We start from the raw sequence: 12,512 nt of genomic DNA on the forward strand, positions 1-12,512 counted from the left end.
GTAAATGCGATTTTTATCGGTAAATTCCGACAGTTTCTTGATTGAACTTTCTAGTTTAGAAGAAACTTTGGCGTTATACAGTAAATTGCAAAATTTACACTTGAATGGAATCAAAGATTTAATTCCTGCTGCAAAAACAATTTTAATTTGTTTTAACGAAATCAAGACTGACTTTAAAACCTTGAGTGTTTTGATTGGTACTTTAAACCTTGATTCAGGCTTTGATCGCAATACGCAGGAAGTGATTATTCCGATTCGTTACGATGGTGAAGATTTAGCACAAGTGGCGGAACTGCAAGGCCTCTCTATAGCCGATCTGATTTTAAAACATCATCAAAGCACTTGGGACGTTGCCTTTATTGGGTTCGCTCCAGGTTTTGCTTATATGAGTAGCCTTGATCTACCCTTTACAGACGTTCCTCGTCTAAAAACACCGCGTAAAAAAATTCCATCAGGTTCACTTGGACTTGCTGGACAATACTCGGGTATCTACCCAAAAGATAGTCCGGGTGGCTGGCAATTGATTGGAACAACGTCAGAAAAAATGTGGGATTTGGAGCGTCAAAATCCTGCGCTTTTACGACCAGGAATGCGGGTGCATTTTGAGGATATAACCCATCATCCTGTATCTGTGGATGTGCCCAAGCAAATCACACCACGGCAAGATTTAACTTTAAAACAGCCCCTATTCAAAATCACGGCATCTGGCTTGCAAGTTTCGATTCAAGATGAAGGTCGTTTTCAGCACAGCAATATCGGTGTGGGTACAGCAGGGGCGATGGATGTCGCTTCGATGCATTGTGCCAATCGAATCGTGGGGAATCCAATGGATACGCCTGTGATTGAGGTGCTAAATGGTGGTTTAAAAGCAGTCATGCAAAATTCAGCTGTCATTAGCGTGGCAGGTGCAATTTCCAATATCCATGTGAAATTTGCAGATGGTCAAAAAGCAGATTTTGACAGCTATCAGGCGATTGCACTGGATGAGGGAGATGAATTTCAAATTCAAACACCGAGTGCAGGCTTACGCAATTACCTTGCGGTTCGTGGTGGTTTGGATATTCAACCGGTTTTAAATAGCTGTTCTTTTGACAGTTTAGCCATTCTTGGTCCAGCCCCTTTAAAAACGGGTGATGTCATTTACCAAGGTCAATTCGTCCCATCCAATATCAGCATCAACGAAGTGCCAAAATCCAATCTCCCGTGCCTTGGCGATACGATTGAACTTGATATTGTGATGGGACCTCGAACGGATTGGTTTGAGCAAAGCAGTATTGAAAAACTGTGCAATCAAGCATGGTTAGTCACCAATGAAAGTAATCGAGTGGGGTTACGTTTATCTGGGAAAGCGCCCTTAACACGTAAGATTTGCCATGAATTGGAAAGCGAAGGCACATGTATTGGTGCTTTGCAGATTCCACCCAATGGTCAACCTGTATTGTTTATGAATGATCACCCATTAACTGGTGGTTATCCTGTGATTGCTTCGGTTGCCAAGCATCATTGGGATTTGGTGGCACAAATACCTGCGGATTGCCATATCAAATTTAGAAAAATCGCCGAATTTGTAGATATCGAGAACTAAGATGAACCAGCAAAAATATGTAAATGAAAAATTATTGATTGCCAATCGTGGTGAAATTGCTGTGCGTATTATCCATGCTTGTCGTGATATGGGCATTGCTTCTGTGGCAATGTATGCAGATGACGATATCGGCAGTTTACATGTCGAACTTGCAGATGAAGCATGGGGTTTGGTTGGTGCAACCGCAAAAGAAACCTATTTAAATATTGATGCCATTATTGATATTGCTAAAAAATCAAAAGCCACCATGGTGCATCCTGGTTATGGTTTTTTATCGGAACGGGCTGAATTTGCACAAGCTGTGATTGATGCAGGCTTGAAGTGGGTCGGCCCATCTCCTGAAGCAATTACCAAGTTGGGTGATAAAATTGAAGCACGTAAAATCGCTGCTTCAGTGGGTGCTCCTTTGGTACAAGGCACACAAGACCCATTGAATAATGCAGATGAGGCTTTAGCCTTTGCAAAACAATATGGCTTACCTATTGCAATTAAAGCGGCATTTGGTGGTGGTGGTCGTGGTTTAAAAGTGGTTTGGAAGCTTGAAGAAGTGAAAGAACTCTATGACTCTGCTGTCCGTGAAGCAAAAGCGGCCTTTGGTCGTGGCGAATGCTTTGTTGAGCAGTACTTAGACAATCCTCGTCATGTGGAAGCGCAAGTGATTGCCGACCTGCATGGGAATGTGGTGGTCTTAGGTACGCGTGATTGTTCTTTACAGCGTCGTAATCAAAAATTAGTTGAGGAATCTCCTGCACCATTTATCAGTGATGAGATTTATCAAGAGATTTTAACTTCAGCAAAAAATATTTGTCAGGCTGCTCAGTATGTTGGAGCAGGGACAGTCGAGTATTTATTGAGCCAAAATGGGACTTTATCATTTTTAGAAGTCAATACGCGGTTGCAAGTTGAACATCCTGTGACCGAAGAAACAGCGCGCGTTGATTTGGTGGTTGAGCAAATTCAGGTGGCTTTGGGCGAAGAGTTATCGATCAAAGAAACCCCTAAAGCACAAGGTCATGCCATTGAGTTTCGTATCAATGCAGAAGACCCTAGCCGTGGTTTTATTCCAGCATTTGGTACACTAAGTTTATTTGAAGCACCTTTTGGTCATGGTGTGCGTGTCGATACTGGCGTGCGCACAGGCTCTCTGGTTTCCAGCCATTTCGATTCTTTAATGGCAAAGCTGATTGTGACGGGGGAAACGCGTGAAATCGCAATACGCCGCGCAAAACGTGCTTTAAAGCAGTTTAAAATTGAGGGGGTGGCTTCAGTTTTAGATTTTCATCGTGCCGTGCTGAATGAGCCTGATTTTACCGACGAATTTAAAGTCCATACGCGTTGGATTGAAAATGACTTTAAACAAGACTTAAAATCAACTCGACGTGCGATTCCTCAGCATCAACAAGCGATGGTTTTAAGCTATATCGAAATTGATGGGAAATTACACCGTCTAGGCCTACCTGCAGGAATGTTTGCTCAAGGCGCAGTTCAGGTGGAGCAACAACCAGCGCAAAGCACAGAGTTAGCACTTCAACCTGAGCACTTACAAGCGCCTATTAATGGGGCCATCATTGCTTGGAAAGTCCAAACCGGAGAGCAAGTGAGTGCAGGGCAAGTTGTGGCAATTATGGAAGCTATGAAAATGGAAGTTCAAGTTTTGGCACATCAAAGTGGTCAAATTGAATTGCTGAAAGAAGTCGGGAGCACGTGTCAGGCTGATCAAGTGATTGCAACCATCCAGTAATATTTATCTTTAAAATCTAAAACTTATACATTTAAGTCAGATGGAATTGGGAATTTAGGATTAAATTTCCAATTTTATTTGACCTTTTGTTGAAAGCTGGTTGTAATGCTTGCCACTGTTCAGTTGCAAACTTTTTGACCATGCCGAATAAAGCTGTTCTTCTCGATCTTGAAAATAATATACCTACAGCCAAAATGCTGCGGGAGATTATTGAACATTACCCAACACTCTATCTTTTCAATTGTACGGGACAATTCCAGTACTCACTGGAAGATTTAACTGAATTTTCAGGCTGGGTGAGCAGTGGTCAGGTGGTGATTTTAGAAGTACCGAATGCATCTGAAAAAGAATATGAATATGCAGTTGTGGTGGGGCAATTATTGGCATTATTAGAGCCAGAGATGCAGATTGAGGTCATTTCTGCGATGCCAAGTTGTTCCTTATTGTTGGATCTGATGCGTAGTGCTGATCTAGCGTGTAGTTTTATTCAAGTCGAATCAACGTTGGAACGTCAACGCAACAAGTACTCGATACCTAGTCTACAAACCATTCAAAATAAGCCGTATTTGCAAATGGTTAAAAAGTATTGCGATGCCTTGGGAGAGATGACAGGCAAACCGAATACCATTGAAAAATTAAAGAATTCTATTGTGAATATTTTACAAGTTGTGCCAGAAAAAGCTCAGCATCTGGTCGGCATGTTAATCAATTTAAAAATTGTCAAACGCTTTGATGATCAGGTGGCTTATCGTAAAAAAGTCTTGAAACAATGGACAAGTCTTGACATCGGCAAGCCTGTTTTAGCACACCCAGTTGAGACTGAATCCGCAGCACAACCCAATATCAAACTTGAAAAAATTGATCAAATTTTAGAAAAATTACGTGTTGATTCAGATCAGGTGTTACAGGAAATGGATCAGCAAGACTCAGTGGGTGCAGTACACCAGGTTTTGTTTAAAAACTTTGCCAAAATAGATCCAGTGCAAATTGAAGTTATTCATAAATTGAATAATTTAAAAACCGATAAACCTAAAGATATTTATGAGTTGCGTGATTTATTGGAGCAAATGTTTCCAAAATCAGATATCCGTTTATTGCTTAAAGAGTTGATTGAAAAAGGCTATATTTATTGGAATGGTCATGAAGTTGTTTATAGTCATGAAATGTATTTAAATTAGGGCGATTTTTAAGCTGCCCAGAGCAACATAAAAAAGCGCTTAGATTTGAATATTTAGCGCTTTTTTATTAAGCCATACACTATAGTTTTATAACTTTGCTTATGCTTATAAATTTGCTACGCCACCATCGACTAAAAGTTCGCTACCGACAATAAATCTAGCTTCATCAGAAGCAAGATAAATAAAGGCATTGGCAATTTCGACTGGATCCGCCAACCTTTGAATTGGCACAAGATTTTCAATACTGGCTTTGAGCTGTTCAACTTCAGCGGGTGTGCTCGCAACTTTGTTGAGGGCAGGGGTTAAGGTTGGCCCTGGTGAAAGTAAGTTAAATCGTATTTGCTGAGCTAAAAGCTCTCTAGATAAGGTTTTGACCAAAGAGCGTAAGGCGATTTTTGAAGCGGCATAAACGCTACTTTTCTCTAAGGCGATATGAATACTGGTCGAACCACATAAAATCACTGAAGCATGGGGCTTGATCATTGGAAGTAAGCGTTGTATCAGGAAAAATGGACCTTTTACATTGGTATCGAAAATCGCATCGAATTGTTCAACGGTCCATTGTCCAAATGCTTCATGGCTAACATTGCCTGCATTGATATAAATCACATCGAATTTAATGGATAATTGTTGCATTTTTTCAATGAAATGATCTTGTGATATTAAGCTTGAGTGATCACATTGGATGCCCAAACTTTGGCTGCCGAATTGTTCTTGTGTTTGTACAATTTGATCTGGATTTCGGCCAGTAAACACAACAAAAGCTCCTTCTTCTATTGCACGTTGTGCTGCTGCAAAACCGATTCCACTGGTTGCGCCAGTAATTAAAACCGTTTTATCCTTTAATCGCATATTTTTCACTAAAATGTCTACAAACTCTTATATTGTGAAAATTTATTTGCCAAAGTAAGTACTTACCAATTGGTGACTTAGTCGTTGTTTGGTTTGAAATAGACTAAACTCAAAGGCTATAAAATGTAGCTTTATGTAAGGTGGAAAAATGACAACACTGCAATATGAGCAAAATTGTTCGATTATGCGATTTGTTGGATTATTTTCGGGAAAATGGGTATTGCCAATTGTCTATCATCTTATTGAAGCACAGCATCCTGTTCGATTTAGCCAATTACAGAAGGCTTTAGCGCCAATTCCACAAAAAGAGTTGTCGAAACATTTAAAACTGCTGGAGCAACACCAACTTATAACCAAGCAGATTTACCCAGAAGTACCGCCTAGAGTGGAATATCAAATTACCGAATTAGGACAAACGCTGCAAAGTGCTATTCAGTCATTGGGAAGCTGGATGGAGCTTTATGAAAAAAATATGAATGAAAAATAAGAAATTAAACTGACCTCAAAATCAGTAATTGGCGGTAATTTTAATTTTAAACTTGCGTTTTATATTCAGCTTATGCAACTCTAATATAGGAATTAAAAGGTGAACTATGGAACACACTGGTCTTTGGGTTGCGCTCGTTATTATTGTTTTTGTATTGGGCTCAATTTTTGGCTTACGCGTAAGCCCTAGAGAAAAAGCATTAGGTTTAATGCGAGAGAAAGCACGCAAGATGGGCTTACACCCACGTTTAGTGGCTGCACCAGAGTGGACGAAAATCCCGATGGCAACAGAGTCTCGTGCGAGTATGGTGGCTTATTATAGTGTACTGATTCCAGATGCACGCTTAGCTTTGATGCGCGCCCGTGTAGAAGAGCAAAAGCTTCAAGTGGTCCTCGGTGATGAGAAATTTAAAGATTTTCCCATTGCATTAAAAGGGATTTATGCTATTGATATGCAGGCCAACTGTGTAGGGCTTTATTGGGATGAAGAATCTGACCTCAGAGCAACACAGCTTGATGATATGAAGGCATATTTACTTAAATTGGCTGAAATTTAACTTAATAATAGGAACAGTGGTTTATTATGGCGAACGCTCCTCGGTCCACATCCAAAAGCACAACAGCAAATTCTCCTGATGCTGGGAAAAAACGTGCATTAGTGATTGTGGAGTCGCCTGCAAAAGCGAAAACGATTAATAAATATTTAGGCTCAAATTACATTGTGAAGTCTTCGGTAGGTCATGTTCGTGATTTACCTACAGGTGGTTCAAGTAAATCGACAGAAAAAAAGCCTGCAACGCGTACCAAATTGACGGATGAACAGAAGGCTGAAAAAGCACAATCCGCTTTAGTCAATCGTATGGGTGTCGATCCTGAGCATGGTTGGAAAGCTAAATATGAAGTGCTTCCCGGCAAAGAACATGTGGTCGCTGAACTCAAAAAACTAGCCAAAGATGCAGATGAAATCTATCTCGCAACGGATTTGGATAGAGAAGGAGAAGCGATTGCGTGGCATTTAAGAGAAGTGATTGGTGGTGATGATAGCCGTTACCATCGTGTGGTCTTTAACGAGATTACTAAAAATGCCATTCAAGAAGCATTTAAACAACCTACACGTCTAGATTTAAACCGTGTGAATGCGCAACAGGCACGTCGTTTTCTCGACCGCGTGGTGGGCTTTATGGTTTCACCACTACTGTGGGAAAAGATTGCGCGTGGTCTCTCTGCAGGGCGTGTACAGTCAGTTGCAGTAAAATTGGTGGTCGAGCGTGAGCGTGAGATTCGTGCCTTTATTCCTGAAGAATACTGGCAAGTTTTTGCAGACACTCATTCTGCAAAAGATGAAATTCGTTTAGAAGCAGTCAAACAAGGCGGCAAAACATTAAAATTACAAAATAAAGCGCAAACAGATGCTTTATTGAAAATTTTAAAAGATGCTGAATATAAAGTTGCAACACGTGAAGATAAGCCAACGAAGGTCAATCCAAGTGCGCCTTATATCACTTCAACCTTGCAACAAGCTGCAAGTACTCGTTTAGGTTTCTCTGTAAAGAAAACCATGATGCTTGCACAGCGTTTATATGAAGCTGGTTTTATTACTTATATGCGTACTGACTCAACATTCTTGAGTGATGATGCTGTCAGTATGGTGCGTAATCATATTGAAACTGAATTTGGTGCGAAGTACTTACCTGCTAAAGCAAATCGTTATGGGAATAAAGCCAATGCGCAAGAAGCCCATGAAGCGATTCGTCCTTCCAATGTTGCTTTAAAAGGCGATAGTTTGGCGGGTGTTGAGCGTGATGCACAACGTTTATATGATTTGATCTGGCGTCAATTTGTTGCATGTCAAATGACCCCAGCAGAGTATTTATCCTCAACGATTTTGGTTGATGCGAATGGTGTAGAACTCAAAGCCAAAGGTCGTACTTTAGTTTTTGATGGTTTTACCAAAGTGCGTGGTCAGAACAAGTCGGATGATGATGTTTTATTACCAGCAGTCAAAGTGGGTGAAATTCTCAAACTTGAGAAACTTGATCCTTCTCAACACTTTACTAAACCACCTGCACGTTTTACTGAAGCATCTTTAGTAAAAGAGTTGGAAAAACGTGGAATCGGTCGTCCATCGACTTATGCTGCGATTATTTCGACGATTCAAGATCGTGGTTATGTCAAACTCGACAATCGCCGTCTTTTTGCAGAGAAGATGGGCGAAATTGTTACCGATCGTCTAGACGAGAACTTCAATAACCTGATGAATTATGCATTTACTGCAGATTTGGAAGGTCAATTGGATAAAGTTGCAGATGGTGAACGTAATTGGAAAGAACTGTTAGATAGTTTCTATGGTGATTTTAAAAAGCGTTTAACCACAGCACAGGGCGAAAACGGCATGCGCCGTAATCAACCTGTAGAAGTTGAAGCTGTTCACTGTAAAGAATGTGAACGCCCGATGCAGATTCGTACAGGGACGACGGGTGTCTTCCTTGGCTGTTCTGGTTATAACTTACCACCAAAAGAACGCTGTAAAGGGACGTTGAATCTAACACCAGTTGAGTCATTGGCTATACTTTCTGATGATGACAGTGCTGAAACTGCTGATTTGATGTCGAAAAAACGTTGTCCAGTCTGTGGTACTGCAATGGACAGCTATGTGATTGATGGTGGTCGCAAGTTACATATTTGTGGTAATAACCCAGATTGTGATGGTTATGAGCTAGAAGAAGGCGAGTTCAAAATCAAGGGTTATGATGGTCCAACCATTCCATGTGATAAATGTGATGGTGAGATGCAGTTGAAAACGGGTCGTTTTGGTCCATATTTCGCTTGTATGAGTTGTGACAATACCCGTAAAGTTTTGAAAAATGGTCAGCCAGCACCACCTCGTGTCGACCCAATCAAAATGGAACATTTACGTTCAGTCAAACATGATGATTACTTTGTTCTACGTGATGGAGCAGCGGGTTTATTCTTGGCGGCAAGCAAATTCCCTAAAGTACGCGAAACACGTGCACCGAAGGTTGCGGAGTTACGTTCAGTTGCAGATCAACTTGATCCTAAGTATCAGTTTATCTTGCAAGCACCTGATCAAGATCCAGATGGTAATCCAACATTGGTTAAGTTTAGCCGTAAAAACCAAGCGCAATATATTGGTTCAGAAACCCCAGAAGGTAAACAAACCAAATGGTCTTTGGTCTACCAAGATGGGAAATGGGTAGAAGCTTAATCCATAAATATTTAAAAATGCTGGCCTAGGTCAGCATTTTTATTGCGATTAAAAAATTGAGAATATATTCAATGTGGAAAAAGATTCGAGTTGGTATTTTACTGGTCATTCTGCTGATTGTTGCAGTGAACGCATGGCGCGATATGAACCAAGATTGGAGCAAGCCAATCGTTGTTTTATTACATCCGATCAATGCAGATGGTCAACGCTCCACATCAGCCTATATTCAGCAAATTTCAACAGATGATCTTGAGGAAATTGAACATTATTTAGGTTTGCAGTCTCAAGCATTCCGGGGGCAGCCGATTTCGTTTCATTTTCAGCTTGGACGTGAGTTAAATACCTTACCACCTAAGTTTCCAGAATCAGGCCGTATCTTGGATACAGTTTTGTGGAGTTTAAAATTTAGATTTTATGCATGGAAACAGCATCAAGGCGAAGATGGCTCACCATCGGTGACCCTGTATTTAAATTATTATGATCCCAAGTTGCAGAAAGTATTGAAACACTCTACTGCATTGGAGCGTGGGCGTATTGGCTCTGTGAATCTATTTGCATCACGAAAGCAAAGTTCGAGCAATAAAGTCGTTCTTGTACATGAGTTATTGCATACCTTTGGTGCAAAAGACAAATATGATTTTACAACGGGGCAGCCACTCTATCCGACGGGCTATGCCAATCCTGAACAACAACCACGTTATCCACAACAACGTGCAGAAATTATGGGCGGCTATATTGCGCTTTCAGAAAGTAAAAGCAAAACACCTGAAGATCTAGAAGATACCATGATCAGTCGACTCACTGCACAAGAAATGGGTTGGGTGAAGTAGCGTATAGAGCTGTGCTGTTTATTGCTTAGATTCTGCTCAAACAAAGCTTTATTCTGGTATAGATGCAGATTTTATACAGACAAACACCTGAATTAGATCAACAATAAAATGAATGAATAACAACCAAGAGAAGAATTATGCGTACTGTAGGAAATGATTTAGTTCGTCATCAACTCCATGAAAACCGTAAATGGTATCTTCTGCTTGGAGCTTTATTGGTGATCTTTGGATTAGTGCTATTGGCTTCACTGGGTATGGCAACATTGACGGTTGTTGCATTGTTTGGTGCTTTAATGATGATCGGTGGGGTTTTACACCTGATTGCAGCATTTAAAATTTTTGATGGTGGCTTCCGCTGGCTTTGGGCGTTGTTTGGTGTGTTGTATATCGCAGCGGGTTATTATGCGTTTAAATCTCCGATTACCACTGCAGTGGTATTAACCAATTTACTGGCAATTGCTTTATTGATTGGCGGTTTTATTCGTATTTTTAATGCGTTTATGTTGAAACCAATGTCTGGATGGGGCTGGACATTATTTTCAGGGCTTTTAACCTTGGCAACAGGTGCAATTATTCTGGCATCACCAGATTCTCCTTTTTGGGTACTCGGATTATTTTTAGGTGTGGATATTTTATTCCAAGGAGTCAACTATCTCACCTTTGCTGCGGCAATTAAACAAATCCCACCTGCGAGTCATTAAGGTTTCATTTAATGTTTTAAATCATATGTGCTTTTAACAAAACGCCTGATCAATGAGATCAGGCGTTTTGTATTTTGGTGTAAATTTTTATGCAACTAGAACAGTATTCAGTTAAATCTTATCTCAATTAACACTCCTAAAAAGCGAGGTGTTGCCTAGATAAATGATTTAAGCGTAGAAACTCAGCTTATTTCGCGACTTTATACTGGCTGGAAATGGCGATACGGTTCCATGTGTTGATTACAATCGCAACCCATTCAATCGCCGTGATTTCATCACTGGATAAATGCTGTGCAGCTTGTTCATAAGCGCTATCTGGAAAATGTTGATTGGCAATTAAAGTGATCTCTTCAATTAAAATTAAAGCCGCTCGTTCTTTTTCAGTAAAGTATTCACTTTCACGCCAAGCACTAATCAACGCAATACGATCCGTTGACTCGCCCGCTTTAATTGCATCTTGGGTATGCATACGAACACAGAAAGCACATTGGTTAATTTGCGAGGCTCTTAATTTGAGCAAATGAGAGAATCCAACATCAAGCCCAGCTTGCTGAACTTTTTGCATAGATAAATTTTCAAGCTCGATGACCGTTTTATATAGTTCTGGGGCAGTCTTACCAAGGTTTACACGTTGCATAGTTGTCATTTCTTTAGTCTTAATTATGAATTTATTAGTTTATCTATACTCGAAAAATCGTTATGTTAATTTTTGAATCTCACCAAAATACATTTGCTCATGTCTAAAGTTTTTGTTCTTGCGCCTGACTCATTTAAAGAAAGTATGACAGCCGAACAAGCCTGTTTTGCAATGCAACGAGGCATTGAAAAAGTCATTGCTGATGCACAGTTTATTCATGTACCTATGGCAGATGGTGGCGAGGGAACAGTCGATGCTTTGGTCGCTGCACGAAGTGGTCGTAAAGTATATGTTGAGGTCGCTGGTCCATTGGCTCAGCAACGAATATCGACCTATTGGGGATTAATTGATGACGGTCAAACAGCTGTTATAGAAATGGCGCTGGCAAACGGTATTCATCTGATCGAGAAGTCTCAACGTAATCCTTTAGTGACGTCAACTCTGGGTACAGGGGAAATGATCAAAGCCGCTTTGGATTTGGGTGTTGGTAAAATCATTATTGGTCTGGGTGGTAGTGTTACCAATGATGCTGGTGCCGGGATGGCACAGGCTTTAGGGGCAAAATTTTTAGATGAAAACAACCATCCTGTAGACGTGGGTGGTGGGCAGCTTCAGCAGATCAAAAGCATTGATATTTCACAACTCGATGCGCGTTTAAAAGCGACTGAGATTATTATTGCCAGTGATGTAAACAATCCATTATGCGGTCCAAATGGAGCTTCTTTTATTTTTGCACCACAGAAAGGAGCAACCGCTGAGATGGTTAGGATCTTAGATCAAAACCTTGATCATTTTGCTGCGTTGGTGAAACAACAGTTGAATGTTGATGTTGCAAATCTACAGGGTGCTGGTGCTGCAGGCGGTTTGGGCTTTGGACTTATGGCTTTTACAGGAGCAAAAATACGCTCTGGTGTGGAAATCGTGATTAAAGAAACCCGACTTGAGGAAAAAATTGCCCAAGCAGATTATGTGTTTACTGGCGAGGGTGGTATTGATTTTCAAACCAAGTTTGGCAAAACACCTTTTGGGGTAGCGCAAGTTGCCAAGCAGTTGAATAAACCTGTGATTGCTTTTGCAGGGCATATCGGTGAAGGCGTCGAGGAGCTTTATGCCGAAGGCTTTAGTGCAATTTTTGGTATTGTTGATGGTGCATGTGATTTAGCAACAGCATTAAAGCATGGTGAGCAAAATTTAGAACGCTGTTGTGAGAGTGTGGCACGGTTGTTAAGACTATAAGGCGGTTTTTATTGTCGAAGCTCCCCCTTTAATCTCTGCT

The 12,512-nt window shown here is 40.7% G+C and carries 11 protein-coding genes; 9 read left to right on the forward strand and 2 right to left on the reverse strand.

The features are described 5' to 3' along the window. The first annotated feature begins 4 nt into the window (after window positions 1–4). The 3 genes from ACZ5QH_RS02345 to ACZ5QH_RS02355 all read left to right on the forward strand — a co-directional run bounded on the left by ACZ5QH_RS02345 (window position 5) and on the right by ACZ5QH_RS02355 (window position 4,504). A complete protein-coding gene (locus ACZ5QH_RS02345) occupies window positions 5–1,585 on the forward strand; it encodes a 5-oxoprolinase subunit B/C family protein (protein ID WP_303577469.1) in 1,581 nt (526 codons plus the stop codon). Window position 1,586: 1 nt separating this feature from the next. Next, window positions 1,587–3,326, forward strand: a complete 1,740-nt coding sequence (locus ACZ5QH_RS02350; protein WP_034611657.1) for an acetyl/propionyl/methylcrotonyl-CoA carboxylase subunit alpha — start codon at window positions 1,587–1,589, stop codon at window positions 3,324–3,326. Between the two features lie 140 nt (window positions 3,327–3,466). After that, window positions 3,467–4,504: a coiled-coil domain-containing protein gene (locus tag ACZ5QH_RS02355; protein ID WP_034611709.1), complete on the forward strand. Its 1,038-nt coding sequence runs from the start codon at window positions 3,467–3,469 to the stop codon at window positions 4,502–4,504. 105 nt (window positions 4,505–4,609) lie between these two features. On the opposite strand, the gene ACZ5QH_RS02360 is transcribed toward ACZ5QH_RS02355, so the two are convergent. After that, window positions 4,610–5,356: an SDR family oxidoreductase gene (locus ACZ5QH_RS02360; protein WP_239046516.1), complete on the reverse strand. Its 747-nt coding sequence runs from the start codon at window positions 5,354–5,356 to the stop codon at window positions 4,610–4,612. Between the two features lie 148 nt (window positions 5,357–5,504). Between ACZ5QH_RS02360 and ACZ5QH_RS02365 the strand changes: the two genes are divergently transcribed. The 5 genes from ACZ5QH_RS02365 (at window position 5,505) to ACZ5QH_RS02385 (ending at window position 10,599) form a co-directional block, all read left to right on the forward strand. Further along, window positions 5,505–5,843 carry a winged helix-turn-helix transcriptional regulator gene (locus ACZ5QH_RS02365; RefSeq protein ID WP_034611662.1) on the forward strand — a complete coding sequence of 113 codons (339 nt, stop codon included), beginning with the start codon at window positions 5,505–5,507 and terminating at the stop codon, window positions 5,841–5,843. A 106-nt stretch (window positions 5,844–5,949) separates the two neighbouring features. Further along, window positions 5,950–6,399 (forward strand): ammonium transporter, encoded by a 450-nt coding sequence (locus ACZ5QH_RS02370; protein WP_004718027.1) that lies wholly within the window; start codon window positions 5,950–5,952, stop codon window positions 6,397–6,399. Window positions 6,400–6,425: 26 nt separating this feature from the next. After that, complete coding sequence (gene topA, locus ACZ5QH_RS02375; RefSeq protein WP_004818820.1) at window positions 6,426–9,068, forward strand: type I DNA topoisomerase; 2,643 nt, start codon at window positions 6,426–6,428, stop codon at window positions 9,066–9,068. 71 nt (window positions 9,069–9,139) lie between these two features. Continuing rightward, window positions 9,140–9,898 (forward strand): hypothetical protein, encoded by a 759-nt coding sequence (locus tag ACZ5QH_RS02380; RefSeq protein ID WP_034611666.1) that lies wholly within the window; start codon window positions 9,140–9,142, stop codon window positions 9,896–9,898. 137 nt (window positions 9,899–10,035) lie between these two features. Next, the gene (locus tag ACZ5QH_RS02385; RefSeq protein ID WP_004718021.1) at window positions 10,036–10,599 is read left to right on the forward strand and encodes an HdeD family acid-resistance protein; all 564 of its coding nucleotides are present in this window, start codon (window positions 10,036–10,038) and stop codon (window positions 10,597–10,599) included. 187 nt (window positions 10,600–10,786) lie between these two features. On the opposite strand, the gene ACZ5QH_RS02390 is transcribed toward ACZ5QH_RS02385, so the two are convergent. Then, window positions 10,787–11,236, reverse strand: coding sequence for a carboxymuconolactone decarboxylase family protein (locus ACZ5QH_RS02390; RefSeq protein WP_034611667.1), 450 nt, complete (start codon window positions 11,234–11,236; stop codon window positions 10,787–10,789). Between the two features lie 99 nt (window positions 11,237–11,335). Here ACZ5QH_RS02390 and ACZ5QH_RS02395 point away from each other — a divergent pair, with 99 nt between their 5' ends. Beyond that, the gene (locus tag ACZ5QH_RS02395) at window positions 11,336–12,472 is read left to right on the forward strand and encodes a glycerate kinase family protein (protein WP_034611670.1); all 1,137 of its coding nucleotides are present in this window, start codon (window positions 11,336–11,338) and stop codon (window positions 12,470–12,472) included. Window positions 12,473–12,512: the final 40 nt, after the last annotated feature.

The sequence above is a fragment of the Acinetobacter sp. Ac8 genome (genome assembly GCF_055392545.1).